Source organism: Nostoc sp. CALU 546, from assembly GCF_048836525.1.
The window spans coordinates 64,797-85,275 of sequence record NZ_JAWJTF010000008.1; the positions used below are offsets into that span (position 1 = coordinate 64,797).

At 43.4% G+C, this 20,479-nt stretch carries 17 protein-coding genes; 11 read left to right on the forward strand and 6 right to left on the reverse strand.

What is annotated here, in order from left to right; genetic code table 11:
• Nucleotides 1-330: 330 nt before the first annotated feature.
• The 9 genes from RRG12_RS06215 (at nt 331) to RRG12_RS06255 (ending at nt 9,971) form a co-directional block, all read left to right on the forward strand.
• Nucleotides 331-2,373: a phosphodiester glycosidase family protein gene (locus tag RRG12_RS06215; protein ID WP_420758699.1), complete on the forward strand. Its 2,043-nt coding sequence runs from the start codon at nt 331-333 to the stop codon at nt 2,371-2,373.
• A 268-nt stretch (nt 2,374-2,641) separates the two neighbouring features.
• Entirely contained in the window at nt 2,642-3,061 is a 420-nt protein-coding gene (locus RRG12_RS06220) for a cupin domain-containing protein (protein WP_069070111.1), read from the forward strand.
• 248 nt (nt 3,062-3,309) lie between these two features.
• The gene (locus tag RRG12_RS06225) at nt 3,310-3,633 is read left to right on the forward strand and encodes a HesB/IscA family protein (RefSeq protein ID WP_069070153.1); all 324 of its coding nucleotides are present in this window, start codon (nt 3,310-3,312) and stop codon (nt 3,631-3,633) included.
• Between the two features lie 124 nt (nt 3,634-3,757).
• Nucleotides 3,758-4,141 carry a 30S ribosomal protein S12 gene (gene rpsL, locus RRG12_RS06230; RefSeq protein ID WP_015214573.1) on the forward strand — a complete coding sequence of 128 codons (384 nt, stop codon included), beginning with the start codon at nt 3,758-3,760 and terminating at the stop codon, nt 4,139-4,141.
• A gap of 524 nt (nt 4,142-4,665) precedes the next feature.
• Nucleotides 4,666-5,136: a 30S ribosomal protein S7 gene (gene rpsG / locus RRG12_RS06235; protein WP_069070112.1), complete on the forward strand. Its 471-nt coding sequence runs from the start codon at nt 4,666-4,668 to the stop codon at nt 5,134-5,136.
• Between the two features lie 138 nt (nt 5,137-5,274).
• A complete protein-coding gene (gene fusA / locus RRG12_RS06240; protein WP_069070113.1) occupies nt 5,275-7,353 on the forward strand; it encodes an elongation factor G in 2,079 nt (692 codons plus the stop codon).
• A 23-nt stretch (nt 7,354-7,376) separates the two neighbouring features.
• A complete protein-coding gene (gene tuf, locus RRG12_RS06245) occupies nt 7,377-8,606 on the forward strand; it encodes an elongation factor Tu (protein WP_069070114.1) in 1,230 nt (409 codons plus the stop codon).
• Between the two features lie 187 nt (nt 8,607-8,793).
• Nucleotides 8,794-9,111, forward strand: a complete 318-nt coding sequence (gene rpsJ, locus RRG12_RS06250; protein WP_008232935.1) for a 30S ribosomal protein S10 — start codon at nt 8,794-8,796, stop codon at nt 9,109-9,111.
• 212 nt (nt 9,112-9,323) lie between these two features.
• On the forward strand, nt 9,324-9,971 hold the full coding sequence (locus RRG12_RS06255) for an LON peptidase substrate-binding domain-containing protein (protein ID WP_420758700.1): 648 nt from the start codon (nt 9,324-9,326) through the stop codon (nt 9,969-9,971).
• Nucleotides 9,972-10,085: 114 nt separating this feature from the next.
• Here the strand turns inward: RRG12_RS06255 and pheA are convergent, their stop codons facing one another.
• Entirely contained in the window at nt 10,086-10,961 is an 876-nt protein-coding gene (gene pheA, locus RRG12_RS06260; protein WP_069070116.1) for a prephenate dehydratase, read from the reverse strand.
• Nucleotides 10,962-11,395: 434 nt separating this feature from the next.
• On the opposite strand from pheA, the gene RRG12_RS06265 reads away from it, so the two are divergent.
• Nucleotides 11,396-11,983, forward strand: coding sequence for a DUF1997 domain-containing protein (locus RRG12_RS06265; RefSeq protein WP_069070117.1), 588 nt, complete (start codon nt 11,396-11,398; stop codon nt 11,981-11,983).
• Between the two features lie 115 nt (nt 11,984-12,098).
• Here RRG12_RS06265 and RRG12_RS06270 read toward each other — a convergent pair whose 3' ends face one another.
• From RRG12_RS06270 to RRG12_RS06285, 4 genes are all read right to left on the reverse strand, one after another.
• Entirely contained in the window at nt 12,099-12,755 is a 657-nt protein-coding gene (locus tag RRG12_RS06270) for a ribonuclease HII (protein ID WP_420758701.1), read from the reverse strand.
• Between the two features lie 8 nt (nt 12,756-12,763).
• Nucleotides 12,764-14,938 (reverse strand): Rne/Rng family ribonuclease, encoded by a 2,175-nt coding sequence (locus tag RRG12_RS06275; RefSeq protein ID WP_069070119.1) that lies wholly within the window; start codon nt 14,936-14,938, stop codon nt 12,764-12,766.
• 934 nt (nt 14,939-15,872) lie between these two features.
• Entirely contained in the window at nt 15,873-18,599 is a 2,727-nt protein-coding gene (locus RRG12_RS06280) for a TIGR03960 family B12-binding radical SAM protein (RefSeq protein WP_420758702.1), read from the reverse strand.
• A gap of 150 nt (nt 18,600-18,749) precedes the next feature.
• Entirely contained in the window at nt 18,750-19,079 is a 330-nt protein-coding gene (locus RRG12_RS06285) for an STAS domain-containing protein (RefSeq protein ID WP_420758703.1), read from the reverse strand.
• 472 nt (nt 19,080-19,551) lie between these two features.
• On the opposite strand from RRG12_RS06285, the gene RRG12_RS06290 reads away from it, so the two are divergent.
• Nucleotides 19,552-19,752: a hypothetical protein gene (locus RRG12_RS06290; protein ID WP_069070122.1), complete on the forward strand. Its 201-nt coding sequence runs from the start codon at nt 19,552-19,554 to the stop codon at nt 19,750-19,752.
• Nucleotides 19,753-20,051: 299 nt separating this feature from the next.
• Here the strand turns inward: RRG12_RS06290 and RRG12_RS06295 are convergent, their stop codons facing one another.
• Complete coding sequence (locus tag RRG12_RS06295) at nt 20,052-20,405, reverse strand: hypothetical protein (protein ID WP_069070154.1); 354 nt, start codon at nt 20,403-20,405, stop codon at nt 20,052-20,054.
• Nucleotides 20,406-20,479: the final 74 nt, after the last annotated feature.

The window sequence follows — 20,479 nt, forward strand, 5'->3', positions numbered from 1 at the left end:
TTTTGCCGCTTATGAGTTGCCGCATGTATTACTATTAACTAGACATTACTGAAGTAACAACATTAGCAACATTCAGCAAGGATTAAATATCTTAATCCAGTTTTGATAACCAAAACTACCGTATATGGTGTGGTTAAAATTAGTGGGAGTTAAAACCTTGATTGCAGTGCCTTTAGCGTCTAAATAAATTGTTGTACGTCTAAAAGTGATAGCTAGCCAATATATAGATTATCATATTTATTCAAAAATAAAGTCATGTTTTTTTTATACTTCCAAATAATTGGTTAGTTTATACCTTGGATGATAGTTTTCAAAAGTACTTAGTAAATTATGGTAAAAATGCCGAATTATTGCCAATCAGGGATTAGCGATGGTGGAGCCATCGCCAAGGGCGAACGCATATTTTTCCGGGCTACTGTATCACCAATACTTTTGACAGTACTTTGCTTAACTACTACCTGTGCTACTAACGCCCAGCAGTCTCCAACAAACGCCCAATCAATACCCAGTTTAATTTCACAGTCATCTGCACCTCCTTTAACAGGTGTGGCATCCTCTGGTAATCAAATTTCCCTCAATGGGCGTACTTTACCAGGAACTTGGTTGCAGCGACCTGGAAAAGCCGGCCAGGTGACAACTCATTTCAGTGATGGTGCTTTTAAACAATTAATTGGAGTAAATTTTTTAAATAGTAGTAATTCAGCGAGGCAACCAGTACAGTGGTTTTCGTCGATGACAAAGCCACTGGTTTTAACCACCAGGCTAGTAGGAGCATATCGCTATCTGGATATTACTAATTTTGCTCAAACATCTGGATGGCAGATTCAAGCTAATGGCAACACCTTGGTGATTGCTACCCCAAAAGCACAAATCACGAATATTGTTCAGAGCCAGGAACCTCCAGAGGCGAGTGCCCCTTTGCAACAGGCTCGGATTCTTGTCGATTTAGATCGTTCAACCCCCTGGCAAGTTGTACAAGGTTTAGCGATCGCAAAACCCCAAACTCCATCCTCTGATCCAGACACGCCAACCCCAAAAGCCACTACACCGCCAAATCGCCAGTGGACAGTTACCCTGGATGGAATAGCCGCCCCTGTTTTGATAGAACGCTATACCCCCCAGCCAGCAGCACCACCAACATTGCTGCCAAACCTGCTTAAACAATTATCACCAGTTACACCAACACTAGATCCTGAACCACTGATTCAAAAAGTGGAGGTGCTGAAAAACCAAACGATTATTAGTCTGAGCGTTCCCTTTGGTCTATCACCTCAAGTTACTACTGTAGCTAATCCCAACCGCCTGATTATCAATATTCGACCCGATCCTCTAGAAGAACGAGATATTACTTGGGCCCCAGGATTGCGCTGGCGACAGAATTATGTGAACTTAGGCACAGAACGCTTTCCTGTGGTCTGGTTAGAAATTAGTCCCCGCAAATTTGGGCTAGCGTTAAAACCTATGTGGGCTAGTACTGATGGGCTGACGGGTACTGCTCCCTTAATTCAAACAGCACAACGTTACTTAGCAATAGCTGGAATTAATGGTGGTTATTTTAACCGCAATAACAGATTACCATTAGGTGCGATTCGTCAGAATAATCAATGGTTATCAGGCCCCATTCTGAATCGAGGTGCGATCGCTTGGAATGATTCAGGCCAATTTTACTTTGGTCGTCTCACCTTAGAAGAAACTTTAATTACAGCAAATGGCCAGCGTCTACCAATTCTGTTTCTTAACAGCGGTTACGTCCAGAGTGGTATTGCTCGTTACACACCAGCTTGGGGATCAACTTACACGCCCATAACGGATAACGAAATTATCTTAGTGGTACAGAAAAACCAAATTACTAACCAGTTACCAGGCGGCAAAGTTGGAGTCACAGCGGTTCCCATTCCCCAGGATGGCTACCTACTAACTTTACGCGCTAGTGCTGCTAGTGCTGCCTCACAACTACCTATTGGAAGCGCAGTAAATATTTCCAGCGTCACAACTCCAGCTGATTTTAGTCGTTATCCCCACATTATTGGAGCAGGACCGCTATTAATCCAAAATCGTCAAATTGTCCTTGATGCCAAAGGCGAAAAATTCAGCAATGCCTTTATTGCCGAAAAAGCTATTCGCAGCGGTATTTGCACAACAGCAACAGGCACACTGATGATTACTGCCACACATAATCGTGTCGGCGGTTATGGGCCTAATTTGGCAGAACACGCCAAATTGATGCAACTCATGGGCTGTGTGAATGCCCTAAATTTGGACGGCGGTAGTTCCACCAGCCTTTATTTAGGAGGACAACTACTCGATCGTTCACCTAGTACCGCTGCTCGTGTTCATAACGGAATTGGTATTTTCCTGCAACCACGAAAATGAGGGAATGGGAGAAGTCTCTTAATCATCAATACCCAATGCCCCATCCTTTTTTAAAGTTTAGAACAAGCTATCATTTTGCTTGATGAAGAATTGGTGTAGACATCACAGTTTTAGTAGTGATGGTTTACACCATAAGGTTTGATTTTGCTATGTTTATCAAGGTGCGACAAAACTGCTGATTTTCAAGGTTGCAAGATAGCACCAGATTTTTGATCAATAGTTAAGTTAAGAGTACCAACGGTTTGTTATGTCTCCAAATGAGGTAACTATGGCTCGATATCAAGAAACTACACAGACTGAAACTCTACACCTACCTCCAGCCATAACTTCTAGGGGCGTCGCTGCAACTGAATTACGTCCTTGGGGCGCTTTTACAGTTTTGGAAGAAGGGCGCGGATACAAAATTAAGCGCATCGAAGTTAAGCCTGGACACCGCCTCAGTCTACAAATGCACCATCACCGCAGCGAACATTGGATTGTCGTCTCTGGTACAGCTAGAGTAGTTTGTGGTGAGAAAGAAGTACTACTAAGCAATAATGAATCAACTTATGTACCCCAATGTACATCTCATCGTTTAGAGAATCCTGGCGTGATCCCCTTGGTGTTGATTGAAGTGCAAAATGGCGAATACTTGGGAGAAGATGATATCATCCGCTACCAAGATGATTATGCCCGCACCAAAGATTAAAACCAAAAAAACGCTAAAGCTCTAATCCCAAAACTGAATACATTTTTGTGCAAACCGTCTTTGTGTACGAATTACTGCACCCCAGAAGTCCCTACCTTATTAAGGTGGGGACTGAAGCATATTAGTGTTATAAATGTAGTAATAGCGATCGCGCTCATGCCTTCGATGAATTGGAATTTTGCAGAAGCGAGGGTCAACCCATCTGTAAAATGAAAGATGGGGTATTCAATATGCAAAAAACTAGTTCCATGATTCATCTGAGTCAAGCAGCCGCAAGTGAAATTGGGCGAATAAAGTCCAAGCAGCCAAATGTATTGTTTCGATTGGCAGTAAAACCAGGTGGTTGTTCCGGGTTATTTTATGATATGTCTTTCGATGAAGCAATAAAAGTTGGCGACCAGATTTTCGACTTGGATGAAATTCAAGTAGTCATAGATGCCGCAAGCTTAAATTACCTCAACGGTTTGAGGGTGGATTATTCAGAAGACTTAATGGGTGGTGGTTTTCGCTTCCAGAATCCCCAGGCGATCGCAACCTGTGGCTGTGGCAATTCCTTCTCCATTAATAATTAAGTAATCGTTCAAAGAAGCAATAAATGGCAAATGACAAATAACAATTGACATAAAACCGTAAAAAAAGATATAATCAGGATTTGTTAAAACTTAGACATATAAGCAGCTTTACGCGCTGTAACTCATGCCAACAATACAGCAGCTAATACGTACTGAGCGCGAACAAGCGCGTCAGAAAACCAAGTCTCCGGCTCTGAAACAATGCCCCCAACGTCGGGGAGTTTGTACCAGAGTATACACGACCACACCAAAGAAGCCTAACTCAGCTCTACGAAAAGTAGCAAGAGTGAGGCTTACCTCTGGATTTGAAGTCACAGCTTACATTCCAGGTATTGGTCACAACTTACAAGAACACTCAGTTGTGATGATTCGTGGCGGTCGGGTTAAGGATCTACCGGGCGTGAGATACCACATTATCCGTGGCACCCTAGATACAGCCGGAGTTAAAGACCGCAAACAAGGCCGTTCCAAGTATGGAACCAAGCGTCCGAAAGAAGCGAAAAAATAGGATTAGGCGATTAATCGCATCCAACACGATTAATCGTCTACCTTAAAGGCGCCCAAGGGCAAAAAAACTATCAGGGTATGTGTTCTAACAGCAGTTATGAAAGCTGTTAAAGTCTGTTTAAAAAAATCAAGCTACACCTACACTAAGCGAGCAAGTGTAGAATTTCTGAGGAGAACGCTGTAACCCACAGCAGAATTCTAATCTGGACATTAAGGTTTAGAATCTTTTCCCCTTGAGTATTTAGTTGCAGGTAGCAAGTCAATGAATTTAAGATTTTAGATTTGCGATTTTGGATTGGTCGAACCCACGTGGGGATGAGGCTTAAAGACTTTTGATTTTTTCCAATCCTTGTGGTCGGAACATTTACCAAAAACTCTAATCCAAAATCGGCAGTCAACAGGTCAGCCTTGCTGCAACAGTCGAAAACAAAATTGAGAAAGTCTGAGGGTTGGATTCCACAGCTTTTAGTTTCCGGTGTCTGATAGCATATAATTTCGTTGCCAATTCCGAATTAAAGGTGAAGTATGTCTCGTCGTGGTGTTATTCAAAGGCGCCCAGTTCCGTCTGACTCCGTATATAACAGTCGCCTTGTGAGCATGATTATCAGACGGATCATGCGTCATGGCAAAAAATCACTTGCCGCACGTATTGTTTATGATGCATTAAAAACTATTGAGGAACGCACTGGTGCTGGTGCTTTGGAAACCTTTGAAAGAGCAGTGCGAAATGCCACGCCTTTAGTAGAAGTAAAAGCTCGACGAGTAGGTGGAGCAACCTACCAAGTACCAATGGAAGTGCGTACAGAACGGGGCACTACCCTAGCACTGCGTTGGTTAGTGCAATATTCCCGCTCTAGACCAGGCCGGACAATGGCAAGCAAACTGGCAAATGAGTTGATGGATGCTGCCAATGAGACTGGCAATGCCATTCGGAAACGTGAAGAAACGCACCGGATGGCGGAAGCTAACAAAGCATTCGCACACTATCGTTACTAAGTAGAAAAGCGATATATCGCCTTGCCGAAGCGGTATATCGTGGATTTACAAAACAAAGACGGTTTTCCGTAAAAGTATAGAATCTTAACAAAGAGTAATATACAAGATATCATGAGGCAAAAACTATAGGAGGTAGCTGTGGCACGCACGATCCCGCTAGAGAAAGTACGCAACATTGGTATTGCGGCGCATATAGATGCGGGCAAAACAACAACAACAGAGAGAATATTATTTTACTCTGGGATAATTCATAAAATTGGCGAAGTTCATGAAGGAACTGCCGTCACAGACTGGATGGATCAGGAGCGGGAGCGAGGAATTACCATTACTGCCGCTGCAATCAGTACCAGTTGGAAAGATCATCAAATTAACATTATCGATACTCCGGGTCACGTAGACTTCACAATTGAAGTTGAGCGTTCCATGCGTGTGTTGGATGGTGTAATCGCGGTATTTTGTTCTGTGGGCGGCGTGCAACCGCAGTCCGAGACAGTGTGGCGGCAAGCAGAACGCTACAAAGTTCCTCGGATAGCCTTTATTAACAAAATGGATCGCACCGGAGCGAACTTTTATAAAGTTCACGAGCAAATCCGCGATCGCCTGCGGGCGAATGCGATCGCTATTCAACTACCAATTGGTAGTGAAAACGACTTCCAAGGTATTGTTGACCTAGTACGGCAACGTGCGTATATTTACGCTAATGACCAAGGAACCGATATTCAGGAAACTGATATCCCCGAAGCATTGCAAGCTCAGGTAGACGAATTCCGCACCAAGCTAATAGAAGCAGCGGCAGAAACCGATGATGCTCTGATGGCTAAGTACTTCGAGGGAGAAGAACTTACAGAACAGGAAGTTCGGACTGCCCTGCGTAAAGGCACAATTGCGGGGACAATTGTACCAGTACTTTGCGGTTCGGCATTCAAAAACAAAGGCGTGCAATTGATGCTCGATGCAGTTGTCGATTACCTGCCTGCGCCAAGTGAAGTACCGCCAATTCAAGGCTTACTGCCAAATGGCGATACTGTTGAGCGGCGGGCTGATGACAACGAACCTCTAGCAGCTCTGGCATTCAAGATTATGGCTGACCCTTACGGTCGCCTGACATTTGTTCGTGTTTATTCTGGTGTCCTGAAAAAGGGCAGCTACGTTCTCAACGCTAGTAAGAATAAAAAAGAACGGATTTCCCGCTTAGTTCTAATGAAGGCAGATGATCGGCAAGATGTCGATGAACTGCGAGCGGGTGATTTAGGAGCAGCTCTGGGATTGAAAGACACCTTGACAGGTGACACGCTCTGTGATGATGGATCGCCAGTAATTCTGGAATCCCTATTCATTCCTGAGCCTGTAATCTCCGTGGCGGTTGAACCCAAAACCAAGAACGACATGGACAAGTTGTCCAAGGCTCTGCAATCTCTCTCCGAAGAAGACCCCACATTCCGTGTCCGCGTCGATCCGGAAACAAACCAAACCGTGATCGCGGGGATGGGAGAGCTACACCTAGAAATTCTAGTAGACCGGATGTTACGAGAATTTAAGGTGGAAGCGAATGTAGGTGCGCCCCAAGTAGCTTACCGAGAAACAATTCGGAAAGCTGTGAACAAAGTTGAGGGCAAATTCATTCGCCAAAGTGGTGGTAAAGGTCAATACGGTCACGTTGTGATCAATTTGGAGCCTGGAGATCCCGGTACTGGCTTTGAATTCGTCTCCAAAATTGCCGGTGGTTCAGTACCTAAAGAGTATGTTGGCCCCGCAGAACAAGGGATGAAAGAAAGCTGCGAATCCGGTGTTCTAGCTGGATATCCGTTAATTGACGTCAAAGCGACGCTAATTGATGGGTCATACCACGATGTAGACTCTTCGGAAATGGCTTTTAAAATCGCTGGCTCAATGGCGATGAAAGAGGCTGTGCTGAAAGCTTCACCCGTCCTCTTAGAGCCTATGATGAAAGTTGAGGTTGAAGTTCCTGAAGACTATATCGGGAACGTCATTGGCGACCTCATCGCCCGCCGAGGGCAGATTGAAAGCCAAAGCACCGAACAGGGACTTGCTAAGGTCGCATCCAAAGTTCCACTGGCGACCATGTTTGGCTACGCCACTGATATCCGGTCAAAAACGCAAGGTCGGGGTATCTTCACGATGGAGTTCAGCCACTACGAAGAGGTGCCTCGCAGCGTAGCTGAAACTATCATTGCAAAAAGCAAAGGGAACGCTTAGTTAAAATAAGGAAATGAGTATTCATGGCACGCGCAAAGTTTGAAAGGAATAAACCCCACATTAATATCGGTACAGTTGGCCACGTTGACCACGGTAAAACTACCTTGACAGCAGCCATCACCATGACCTTGGCAGCGATGGGTCAGGCTGTAGCCAAAGGCTACGACCAAATTGATAATGCCCCAGAAGAAAAGGCACGGGGTATTACCATCAATACCGCTCACGTAGAGTATGAAACTGCAAATAGACACTATGCTCACGTAGACTGTCCAGGACACGCTGACTATGTGAAAAACATGATCACCGGTGCTGCTCAGATGGACGGAGGTATCCTCGTAGTTGCTGCTACCGATGGTCCTATGCCCCAAACCCGCGAACACATCCTGTTGGCAAAACAGGTAGGCGTTCCCAGTCTGGTTGTCTTCTTGAACAAAGAAGATTTGATGGATGACCCAGAACTCTTGGAACTAGTAGAACTAGAACTTAGAGAACTGCTTTCTAGCTACGATTTCCCTGGCGATGATATCCCTATTATCAAAGGCTCTGGTCTGCAAGCTCTGGAAGCAATGACCAAGAATCCCAAGACCCAACGTGGTGAAAATCCTTGGGTAGATAAAATCTATGAACTGATGGATGCTGTAGATTCTTACATCCCCACACCTGAGCGGGATGTTGATAAACCCTTCTTGATGGCTGTAGAAGACGTGTTCTCAATCACAGGTCGTGGTACTGTCGCCACTGGTCGGATTGAACGGGGTGTAGTCAAAGTTGGCGATAACGTTGAACTAGTGGGTATCAGAGATACTCGTGCTACTACCGTAACTGGGATTGAAATGTTCAAGAAGAGTCTTGAGCAAGGTATGGCTGGAGATAACGCTGGCGTACTACTTCGGGGTATCCAGAAGGCTGATATTGAACGGGGTATGGTAATTGCCAAACCAGGTTCAATTAAACCTCATAATGAATTTGAAGGTGAGGTGTACGTCCTAACAGAAAAAGAAGGTGGTCGTAAGACTCCATTTTTCGCTGGCTACCGTCCCCAGTTCTACGTGCGGACAACCGATGTAACTGGTACTATCAAAGCCTACACTTCCGATGAAGGTAAAGAAGTAGAAATGGTGATGCCAGGCGATCGCATCAAGATGACAGTAGAATTGATCAACGCGATCGCTATTGAACAAGGAATGCGCTTCGCTATCCGCGAAGGCGGTCGCACCATCGGTGCTGGTGTCGTTTCAAAAATTATCAAGTAGCAAGCACCTTTTTGCTCATAACGAAGGAGCAGAGATGGTATTTATTTTGCCTCTCTGCTCCTTTCTCTTCCCCCTATAAATAAGGTAATAGGTTACAGGGGACAGGCAATAGTTTTCTGTAACCTATAACTTGTAACCTTTAACCTGTAAATACTCCCCTAATTACGCAGAACCTGGAAAATTAAAGATGGCAACTCTACAGCAGCAGAAGATTAGAATTCGTTTACAGGCCTTTGATAGGCGCTTATTGGATACATCTTGCGAGAAGATTGTAGACACAGCTAACCGCACCAACGCTACAGCCATAGGCCCAATTCCTTTACCAACAAAACGCCGGATCTATTGTGTGTTGCGATCGCCTCACGTAGATAAAGATTCACGGGAACACTTTGAAACCCGTACTCATCGCCGGATTATTGACATTTACCAACCCTCTTCTAAGACTATTGATGCCCTGATGAAATTGGATCTACCATCGGGCGTAGATATCGAAGTCAAACTTTAATTTAGTCATTAGTCATTGGTCATTTGTCATCAGAAAAGACAAAGGACGAAGGACAAAAGACAAATTACATTAGTATTAATATTTACATAGCCCTGAAGAAATATATCTCAGGGCTTTTATTTAGCTAGGAAACAAATGATAGAATGTAGACAAAATACGGGAAAAGCAGAGAAAAGGAAAATTTTAAAGATTAAGTTTATACTAAGGTAACAATGACATCATCTTCTAAAATTGCAGTTCGCGAACTACCTCTGTTCCCGTTACCCGAAGTAGTTCTGTTTCCTACAAGGCCATTACCCCTGCACATCTTTGAATTTCGCTACCGAATCATGATGAACACGATTTTGGAGAGCGATCGCAGGTTCGGTGTTTTGATGTTCGATCCAGTCAAGGGTACAATTGCAAGCACAGGTTGCTGTGCTGAAATTATTCATCACCAACGGCTGCCAGATGATCGGATCAAGATGTTGACTTTAGGACAGCAAAGATTTCGTGTATTAGAATATGTTCGTGAGAAGCCATACCGTGTTGGCTTAGTAGAGTGGATTGAAGACCAACCACCTACTAAAGATTTGCGACCTTTATCTTCTGAAGTAGAACAACTACTGCGAGATGTTGTGCGTTTGTCAGCCAAGTTAACTGAACAAAATATCGAACTGCCAGAAGATTTGCCTGACCTACCAACAGAGTTATCTTATTGGGTAGCTAGTAACCTTTACGGTGTCGCTCCAGAGCAGCAGCTCTTGCTAGAAATGCAAGATACTGCAACTCGTCTAGAGCGAGAAGCAGAAATTTTGACCTCTACTCGTAATCACTTAGCAGCTCGTGCTGTTCTCAAAGACACATTTAATGAAAAGTGAGGAGTTAAAAATTAGGAGTGAGGAGTTAGGAATTAGGAAGAAATAACAAAAAATAAAAGATTGGCAACTTATAATTTATATTCCCTAACTGAATCACTGATAACTCTTAACTTCTCAAGTAACAGTGCTGATCGATAAAACATTGTAAGCACCAAGAATTTTTAAAATCTCTGTGTGGGTAGTTAATTCTGCTAAAGCAGATTGCATCTGTGCCTCCTTGGCATCCGCTTCTAAATCCATAAAAAATAAATATTCGCCTAGCGATCGCTTCGTCGGACGAGATTCAATTCGGCTGAGGTTAATTCCTAGTTGAGCAAATATTTGCAAAGGCTTGACTAGTGCTCCCGGTGTGTTGGCAGGCATACTAAAAGCCAGCGATGTGTGACTAGCAGACGCTTTTGATGTCTGGTATCCAGCATTAGCTTCGCCATGACTGACTACCCAAAAACGAGTAAAGTTTTCTGGATAGTCGTTAATGCAACTAGCAAGTATGGGTAATTTGTAGAGTTGAGCAGCTCTACTAGAAGCGATCGCTGCCGTTGTTGTATCTTGCCCTAATCGCTGTAATGCTTCGGTTGTAGAATTGCTGGGAATAATTTGTGCAGTCGGCAGAAACCGCTCTAACCATCCCTGACATTGTGCCAAAGCTTGCGGGTGAGAGTAAACAGTTTTTATCTTATCTAAATTAGACGCGCAGGAAATTAACATATGGGCAATGGGTAATACCAAAGCCAATTGAATTCGCAGACTGTCTAATTGCCAGAGTGTATCCAGTGTTGTGGTTACACTCCCTTCAATAGAATTTTCCACTGGCACAACAGCCAACTGGGCTTGACCATCAGCAACGGCGTGTAGTGATTGGGAAATACTGGGATAAGGGCATAATATAGCTTCAATTCCCGTACTTTTGCTCAACCAGTTGACATAAAAAATAGTTGCTTGTTCTGCGTAAGTGCCAGGAGGCCCTAAATGTGCGATGGATAGAGTCATGCCTTTAGCCTTAAGTTACGAGTTTAATCAGTAAATAGAGGTATGGTATTTTCGTCTTGGCAAATATATCTAAAATTTACGCACTAAAGAAATAGACAGAAATATGTATCCAGGAAAACAAGTCATGGAAATCAGTCTTTTTTCAGATAGATTTCCTGGCAGTTTTTTTGCTAAATTTCTCTGAAGATTTCAAAAGAATTATATTAGTTTCTGTATAAAAAATGATGCACATTTTGATTTTTGTGTCAAGAGTCAATTCCTAATGTATATTTATTGAACTAAAGATAGTAATGGGAGTACCAACTTTTTGCTAATGATGGATAGTTGAGAAACAACAATCATTTTTATGGTCAATAAATTTTATACTTTTCTCATAATCAGAACTAAGTTGTTAAAAAATATTAAAATTAAGAAACAGATATTTTTATTCGCTCATGGCTACCCGGTTTACTGCCTCCCAATCGGTTGAAATCGCTGTTCCAGAGCAGCCTATTCCCATTCAGCACTACTTGCGTCAGCCTCAACGTCTAGTTAAGGCTTTGGTTGACAATAGCCGGATTCAGCAGGTTTCTGAGGAGGTATTTCGCTTGAAAATGCGCCCACTAACTTTTATGTCACTAAGTATTCAACCTACTGTGGATATGAGAGTTTGGGCAGAATCAAATGGAATAATTTATTTGCGATCGCTAGGTTGTGAAATCCTGGGTTTCGAGTATATTAACCAGCGCTTTGCTCTCAATTTAAAAGGCTATTTGTCTCCCAAAGAGTTTAGCACTGGCACTCGCCTGCAAGGAAAAGCTGATTTAGAAGTGCTGGTGGATTTCCCGCCGCCATTTTCCTTCACGCCTAAGCCGATTTTAGAAGCTACTGGAAATGGTCTGCTTAAAAGTGTGCTGTTGTCGGTCAAACAACGGTTATTAAATCAACTTTTGGCGGATTATCGCTACTGGGTGATATCACAAACCAAAGATAAAGAACTTGATGGTGATAGTAATGAATTGCCAATCCTGAATGCTGAGTAATTTTTTAACAAACAGAATTCAGGAGTCAAAATTTAATTCTGTAATTAGTGGCACGACTGAATCCCCGACTAATTTATTCTGAATTCTGAATTCTGTATTCTGTATTCTTCTTCAATCACTCAACACTCAGGCGTTTGATTTGGCAAGGACGAAAAGACTGACGATGCAGAGGCGAAGGCCCGTATTGTTGCAAAGCCAGCAAATGCCGCTGACTACCATAACCCTTGTTACTTTCTAGGTTGTACATAGGGTATTTTAATGCCAGACGCAGTACCAAATCGTCACGCCAAACCTTAGCAACAATACTAGCAGAAGCAATAGCAAGCGATCGCTCGTCTCCTTTAACTATTGTTTGTTGTGGCAATAGCAAGTCTTTTATCAACTGATTGCCATCAACCAAGCAAATTTCAGGCTGTACCTTTAACTTCAGCACAGCCCGCTTCATTGCTAATAGCGTCGCTTGCAAAATATTTATCTTGTCAATTTCGGCAGTAGAAGCAAATCCAATTTTCCAGTCTATAGCCAGCTCGCAAATTTGCTGCGCTAGCTGAGTTCTTCGAGAACTAGATAACTTTTTACTGTCTTTAATTTTAGCTGCCATTAGTATTGGCAAAGCGTGATCTGGTAGAATCACTGCTGCCGCCACCACAGGGCCAAATAAAGCACCTCGCCCTACTTCATCCACACCTGCAACCAACCCTGGAATCCCTGACAAGCTAGAAAACTCTAGCCAAGTGGATTTTTCCAAAGGCGTTGGCGATGTTTCTACCATAAAGCAAATTAATTATCCTCGATCGCTGAGGAACGACGACGGCGGCGACGGCTGGCAGTAGCGCTACTATTAGCTTCGCTTTCATCTGCGATCTCGTTCGCGGCTGCGGCTTTCGCAGACAAGCGTCCCGAAGGCTTCACAGTTAACTCTGGTGATTCAGTTGTCTCTTCGATCAAAGATTTTTGTTCTGGTTCAATAACTTTTGGTGTCGGTATTTTGCTTGCGGTTATTTCAGGTGTTGCTTTTTGTGGAATAGGAGTTATTTCAGGTATTGCCTTTTGGACAATAGCGGTTATTTCAGGTATTGCTTTTTGGACAATAGTTGATTCTGAGGTTGATTCAGTTGGGGTCGTTGGCAATTGACCGGGCTGAATCACATTAATAATCACAGACTTGGTATTTTTAACCTCTTGCTCTAACTTCACCAAGGGAGATATGCCCATCAAGGCAAACATATCCTGTTCTTGGAGGCTCATTTCTACAGTTCTAATCTCCGGTGGTTCTACCACTGGTTTAACTGGTTCTGCCTTGATGATTTTAGTGCGCTCTACTCTTTCACTCCAACCTGGTTTACCAAGGGTGGGTGAGGGAATTTCTGGTGCAACTCCTAGTTCTGGTTCCATATCAAGGTCTAAGTCTGGCTCGTTGACAAAAGCCAGTGGATTGGGAACAACCCGAGCTTCATCTTTCCCGTTTAACCCATTGACACCAATGCGACTGCGGCGAGTGCGGGTACGACGCTTATCATTAAGCTCTTGATAACTAGGATGATTGATCAGATTTAGGTTACTCAATTCCGAGTCGCCGTCAAATGCTTCCCCAAATCCATCGTATGTTTCTCGTGGTTCAGGGGTGCGGGCAGATGGCTGACGTGGTTCTCGGTGAGGTAAGGATACAAAACGTTCGCGCTCTGGTGTCTCTGCCGGTATCGGTAATCGGTTTTCGATTTCTCCAGGCAGACGCACGGTATGTCCTAAACCACCACAGGTTGGGCAAGTTTCACCAAACAATTCGTAAATATTTTGACCCTGACGTTTGCGAGTCAGTTCTACTAGACCCAGTTCAGTAAGTTGGGCAATCTGGGGACGAGCTTTGTCTGCTTTGAGTGCTTTATTAAAGTGTTCGAGAACTTGTAATTGGTCACGTCGCGATTCCATATCGATAAAATCAACAACGATCACTCCGGCGATATTCCGTAGACGCAACTGGCGAGCAATTTCTGTTGCCGCTTCGCAGTTTGTCCACAAAACTGTTTCTCTAGCTGTTGCCGATCGCGTGAAGGAACCTGAGTTAACATCGATTACGGTTAATGCCTCCGTCGGCTCGATGATGATGTAACCTCCAGAAGGTAAGTCTACCCTTGGTTTCAGAGCTTCTCTAATGGCAGCAGTGATGCGGAAGTATTCTAAAATTGGGGAGCGATCGCGATGATGGTCAATCAACAATCCCTGCGGTGTTTGACCACCACTCCAATTCTGCAAGTACTGTTTGACGCGTTTCAAACCAGTACTGGAATCTACGACAATCCGATTTACATCCGCGCCGTACATATCCCGCAATACGCGCTGAATAAAATCATCGTCTCGGTTGAGCAGTGCTGGAGCACGGGTAGAATGGGCTTCCTGCTGAATGGCCTCCCACTGCTTTTGCAGCAACTCCAAATCTTCCATAATTGCTTCTTCGGGTTTGCCTTCTGCTTCTGTACGCACAAGCAAACCCATTCCCGCCGGTTTGACCAAAATCGCTAATGCCCGTAAGCGGTTGCGCTCACTTTCACTTTTAATTCGTCGGGATAAATTTACGCCCCTACCGTATGGCATCAGTACTACGTAGCGTCCAGGTAAGGTGATATTACCCGTGAGTCTGGGCCCTTTTGTCCCCGTTGGCTCTTTCATTACTTGCACCAAAACTTTCTGTTGTGGTGCAAGTAGTTCTGTAATTGCCGCTGCGGTACGCTTGAGCTTCAATGGCCCCAAGTCGGTGACGTGAATAAAACCGTTGCGCTCTGGGTCGCCTATATTGACAAAAGCCGCATCTATCCCAGGCAAGACGTTTTCTACTACTCCTAAGTAGATATCACCTATTTGATGATGACCTGTAGCAACAACGAGTTCCTGTATTTGATCTTCAGAAAAAACCGCAGCAATTTGGTGCTGCTCCGCGATGATAATTTGTTTCGGCATTCAATTTCCTCAAAAATTGGCAGCACTTACAGGTTTGAGGTTTGTTGTATCAAGTCCGGTTAATTACTTGTAATTCAAAACTCCCTGCGTCTCCGCATCAGTTTTAATTATTAGTATTTTCTCGGTTTGATATTATACTTTTGCTGCCCTCACAACCCTCAAAAGGCGCTACTGATAATAAAAATCGCAAATCTGAGCTTCTAAGTTAAATAGCTATTGGCGCTCTTAAGAGCGTTTCCACGGCTGATTATTCCAGAACGGCTGCATATCGTTTAAGCAATTAAATCAACCGTCCGTGGTTGATTTGTGATGCAATACCCTCAATTAAGAGAGTTCTGAGTTGAAAGTTCTAAATCCTGAGTGAGCATTTTAACTCAGGACGCTTCATTTGATAGTAACCTACTGAATTCGTGAAGAAAAAGAAACTATTTCTATTTTCCATTCCCCGGATTTATCTTAGGGTTATACTCAGCAGCGCCAGTTGCTACCCTGCCTTGAGCCGCTCTAGCCTAAGACAAGCCGCGCTTTGCGCGTCTGTGAAAGTCTACAAGTCGGCATAACCGACAGCAGTTGCTTTAACTCTAAAAAGTAATGCACTAGCTCTTAGGCACTACGTGGATTAGACATTCAGCAGTTGTTTCAAAAGCATGAATTTGGAGAAGCTAACCGAGCCTGCTGTTAGTTACTGATTCACAAGGTAGCTATAGAGAGAGTGTGCATTCTTTAATCTGCTTTTTGTTTGTCTGGGATAAAATCCTAGAAGTTGCACTCTAATATCTTTGCTTTCGCCCCCTGAATACCAGGGTAGTGAACCAGCTAATTCAATGCAGCGCCAGAAAATTTCTCTTCAACCCATTCTAACGCAACCTTGCTAAAAATCAATTCATATTAAATGCAATGTTAGGACAACTACTAGCAAGTTGCCCTACAGGGATTATACCCCTAAAATTAGCCGATTGCGGTGGATGTGTAGGAGTTGGAATTCTACATTAGCCACTGTCTCTAGCATAAACAGAATTTGTTCAGGACGCAACAGCAAACCGTCCTGGCGATAGCTACCTAGATAACGGATCACAGATGACATAGATTCTGCTTTGCTATTGGAGGTTTCTACTAATTCCAGTTCAAATAAGCGATCGCGCAGATTTATTAACTGGCTCTTGCCTGACTTAGTTATTTGCTCGTACCAAAGTTCCTCTTTCGCTTTGATTGTATCAATCCAGTTTTGCCATTGTATGGGTGTTGTTTCTGCAAGTGCTGCTACAGTAATCAAATACTCTGCGGACTCTAGCAGTTGGGTAGCGGCACTAGCTTTTAAATCTATCTGCTCCACATTATATATAGGTATGTCTGTGGGCATTTCACGAGCCAACTGTTCTTGGAAAGTATCAATTTCCATTGGCACAGTTAACTCAAAATCTGCAATTTCACCGCTGCTAGTAGCCCCTAAAGCCAAAGCAGTTGCTAGAGAAATCCGCGGCATTGGATGAAATCCACCAGTGAAAGCGATTGGTAAGCCTGCTCGCCGCACAACTCGGTCAAAGAGACGAATTAAATCCAGATGACTCATCAAAGCCATGTTACCCTGTTTACCAAACCAAAGTCGCAGTCTTTGCGCCTTTGTTGTGTTGGGGACAAACTCACCAGCGAATTGTGGGATAGCAGGTGATTCAATCACGATGTTATGCCCAAAGTCTGTGCCACAGACGCCACAGTGAGAACAACCTTCAAAGGAGCAATCGGGTACAATTGCAGCTTCTAAGGCACGTTGCAAGTCTTCTTGGAGCCACTTTTTGTCAATCCCGGTATCAATATGATCCCAAGGCAGGGGAATATCGAGGGAGTGGGGAGGGACGCGATTAATCGTGTCTGTACTAGGGAGTGAGGAGTTAGGAGTTAAGAATTGGTCATTTTCCGCATCTTTCGATCTCTTCTGCTCTTGGACATGAAATAAATTCCATTCACCATTCTCTATTTGACGGTATTTCCAATCTAGATCGGCTTGGGCGATCGCAGACCCCCAAGCACTAAAAGCTTGATCTAAATTTTCATACCAGGAATCCATACCTGCTCCCAATTCCCAGGCACGGCGGACGACTTTGCTCAAATTGCGATCGCCTCGTCCCACAAAATCTTCCATTGCCGAAATGCGGACATCAGTAAAATTTACCTTCACTGCCTTGATTCGGCGGAATTCTTGCCGTAACAAGTTTTGTTTACGCTTAAATTCAGCGGTAGAAACTGAGTGCCACTGGAATGGTGTATGGGGCTTGGGCGTAAAGTTAGAAATTGTCAGGTTAAAGTTTAGGGGTTTTCTACCCTTACCTCGACATTCTCGCTGTAGCCAGCTTACTGTTTCGGCAATGCCCAAAACATCAGCATCTGTCTCACCCGGCAAGCCAATCATAAAATACAACTTTATTTTATCCCAGCCTTGCTCCCAAGCGGTTTTTACTCCCCGCAACAATTCTTCATTCGTCAAACCCTTATTTACGATGTCTCGCATCCGCTGAGTACCAGCTTCTGGAGCAAAAGTTAGTCCACCTTGGCGCGTACCTCCAAGGATGTTGGCAATATTCTCATCAAATCTGTCTACCCGTTGGCTTGGTAGAGTCAGAGAAATGTTTTCATTTTTTAAGCGATTTTTGATTTCCATCCCCACTGCTGGTAGGGACAAATAATCAGAACAACTCAGAGATAGTAGAGAAAACTCATTGTAACCAGTTGCCCGCATTCCCTGTTCAATTGCTTCTACAACCTTATCGGGTTCTACATCCCGTGCTGGTCGAGTCAGCATTCCTGGTTGACAGAAGCGACAGCCACGAGTGCAACCACGTCGAATCTCAATGGTTAAACGGTCATGCACCGTTTCTACATAAGGAACTAAACCAATGGAATATGCTGGTATGGGAGTTGCCACCCTTCGCAGAATTCGCTTCGGCACATCTAGGCGACAAGGATGAACTGAGCCATCCTTTGCCATGTCGTAAAACTGAGGCACATATACGCCTGGTATCTGTGCCAAATCCAGTAACAGATGTTCTCGACTTAATCCTGCTTGTTTGCCTTCTCCCAATACCAAACCAATTTCTGGCAGTAGTTCCTCTCCATCTCCAAGGGCGATAAAGTCGAAAAAGTCAGCGTAAGGTTCAGGATTTGATGTCGCTGTTTGCCCACCAGCGAAAATCAACGGAAATGAGGACTGGGTATCGGTAGATTCCCTACCCCCCTGCCCCTCTGCTCCTCTGCTCCCCTGCCTCTCTCTCCACGTCAAGGGAATTCCAGCCAAATTCAACATTTCGAGGATATTAGTTGCACCCAGTTCGTAACTGAGGCTAAAGCCTAAAATGTCAAATTCTGTTAGCGATCGCTTTGACTCTACCGCAAACAATGGCGTATTAGTTTCGCGTAGTTTGTCTGCCAGGTCTTTTCCTGGGAGGTAGGCGCGATCGCACAATTGACGTGGTTGGGCATTCAAAATGTTATAAAGGATGATGTGCCCTAAATTAGATGCACCGACTTCATACACTTCCGGGTATGTTAAAACCCAATGTATTGCTGTCGTATCCCAAGGTTTATGTACTGCTAACAGCTCGTTACCCAAGTAACGAGCTGGTTTTGAAATACCCGACGTTATTAATCTTTCAACTGCAACAACCACTGTGCTATCTTCTAGCTACCTTAATTACAGCTACTCAATCCCAACCTTAGCATTGAATTAGGTCTTCTAACAGAGTTTATCGTTGCAACTTACAACTCCTTTACATAAACTCCACTTAAATTTCCCGAACCTTTGTGATTTTACATAAATTTATATTTGGGACAACTCGGCTTCACCGTCTAATATTTCAAATACCCTATCGAGTTGCGTCAGTTCAAAAATAATTCTAATTGTTGGAGCAACAGCGCAAAGCTGGCAACTCCGTCCTAAAGTAAGAGCCAGCTTGTGTGTAGATAACAATGCCATCAACCCCGCACTGTCTAAGGATTCTACTGCTGCTAGGTCTACTACCAAGATGGAAATACCATTTTGTGCCAACGCTGTGGTCATATCTCGTTCAAATTCCAAGGCGTTTGCAGCATTCAAACACCCTTGGGGGCGAATAACTGCAATCTTGGGATAGTTAAGCACTGCTTGCATAGTTACATCCTGTTGAGAATTGTCGAAGCGTCAAGCTAAAGATTATTTGAACATAAACTCTATTTTGTTGCATCGACCATACGTCTTAGCTCTCTTTGCTGAATCTTTATTGGTTTAGTATGTCTGTTTAAAGATTGTTATAATTCCAGGTTAAAATGTGTTTATATATACTTTTTTTTTATCTCAGTTCAAAAACAATCAACTATAGACAGCCATAGAGCAGACAAATTATCAGTAACTATGCTGAGAAACCTTGCCTAGTCTATAACTAGAGCTAATTTAGCCAAGTCTTAACGGTAGGTTAAATCTCCCACTTTAGCGTTGCTAATGGTATACCGGAAAGTCATAGCGAATTATCTATCTAACTAATTAAATTGTGATATATATCACTAGCAAGTTAGTATTTGGATCACTCTTTATACTGAGACTGATCTGGGATGATTAGTATCATATTACAGTTGGGTTATTACTTATGAGAACTCAGTACGCTATTCGTAAATTGGTAGAAAAAGCTCTTGACATTAAAAAACTAACTCCTGAGATAGAAAATGAAATAAACTCAGAACTGACGGAACTTGGTTACATTTCTGATGTTGATTACGAAGCCTTAGAATTATTAATGGCAGAGATGGATGCTGGACGAGTCCAGTTGGTTCCTAGCCTGGGATTTTAAAATAATTTGTAATTCGTAATTCGTCGTCATGATGCTCTCTCTCTAAGAGAAGCTCTCGATAGCTTGCTTCTCTGTAAGGATAAGTAGACTCGCTACCGTTACGCTAACGTAATTAAGTTTTGTAATGGGGATTGAAAAAGAGCCATGAAACTTGTTTATGACGAGAGATTCTTGACTTAAAAACTTTTCTATGAGGCTAATTATTTAAATATTTAAGGTGGCGTAAACTTTGATAATGAACCTCTACATCGTGCATTCATAGTAAATCGCCAGTCATTGCTAAGTAAAAAACTCAGCACTTAGCACTCAGAACTATCTTGGTATGCTTGCCAAAGTTGGTGAATAAACTGATTGAGTTGCTGTTTGGCTACTGAGTCAGGTTCAGTTTTTGGTTCTTTTGCTAAAAGTTGGCTCAAGAAGGTAATCACTTCTGTATCTAAAGCTGGTCGAAATAAATTGGCAGGCCAAAGCAAGTCAGATGCATCTCGCAAATCGGTAATTAACGGCGATTCTTGAGTCCACGTGACCATTAATAAAGGACGCACCCAGCACAGCTGGCGGGAAACTACAAATTGAATAACTTCTGCATACAAATTTCTGTCGCCATACTTTAAAGACACAATTTGTCCCGGTTGAAGAAAATCTAGGCTCATGTCTATCATTATGCAGTTTGGGCAGGGGCAAGGATTATTTTGCAACTTCCTTAATCTTAAAAGTGAAAATGCGC

Bases quoted from the DNA above. Each gene is read 5' to 3' on its own strand.
- RRG12_RS06220 (WP_069070111.1), top strand. From the start codon at position 2,642: ATGGCTCGATATCAAGAAACTACACAGACTGAAACTCTACACCTACCT.
- RRG12_RS06290 (WP_069070122.1), top strand. From the start codon at position 19,552: ATGAGAACTCAGTACGCTATTCGTAAATTGGTAGAAAAAGCTCTTGAC.
- RRG12_RS06295 (WP_069070154.1), bottom strand. From the start codon at position 20,405: ATGAGCCTAGATTTTCTTCAACCGGGACAAATTGTGTCTTTAAAGTAT.
- pheA (WP_069070116.1), bottom strand. From the start codon at position 10,961: ATGACTCTATCCATCGCACATTTAGGGCCTCCTGGCACTTACGCAGAA.
- RRG12_RS06215 (WP_420758699.1), top strand. From the start codon at position 331: ATGGTAAAAATGCCGAATTATTGCCAATCAGGGATTAGCGATGGTGGA.
- RRG12_RS06265 (WP_069070117.1), top strand. From the start codon at position 11,396: ATGGCTACCCGGTTTACTGCCTCCCAATCGGTTGAAATCGCTGTTCCA.
- rpsG (WP_069070112.1), top strand. From the start codon at position 4,666: ATGTCTCGTCGTGGTGTTATTCAAAGGCGCCCAGTTCCGTCTGACTCC.
- RRG12_RS06285 (WP_420758703.1), bottom strand. From the start codon at position 19,079: ATGCAAGCAGTGCTTAACTATCCCAAGATTGCAGTTATTCGCCCCCAA.
- RRG12_RS06270 (WP_420758701.1), bottom strand. From the start codon at position 12,755: ATGGTAGAAACATCGCCAACGCCTTTGGAAAAATCCACTTGGCTAGAG.
- RRG12_RS06255 (WP_420758700.1), top strand. From the start codon at position 9,324: ATGACATCATCTTCTAAAATTGCAGTTCGCGAACTACCTCTGTTCCCG.
- rpsL (WP_015214573.1), top strand. From the start codon at position 3,758: ATGCCAACAATACAGCAGCTAATACGTACTGAGCGCGAACAAGCGCGT.
- tuf (WP_069070114.1), top strand. From the start codon at position 7,377: ATGGCACGCGCAAAGTTTGAAAGGAATAAACCCCACATTAATATCGGT.
- rpsJ (WP_008232935.1), top strand. From the start codon at position 8,794: ATGGCAACTCTACAGCAGCAGAAGATTAGAATTCGTTTACAGGCCTTT.
- RRG12_RS06225 (WP_069070153.1), top strand. From the start codon at position 3,310: ATGATTCATCTGAGTCAAGCAGCCGCAAGTGAAATTGGGCGAATAAAG.
- RRG12_RS06275 (WP_069070119.1), bottom strand. From the start codon at position 14,938: ATGCCGAAACAAATTATCATCGCGGAGCAGCACCAAATTGCTGCGGTT.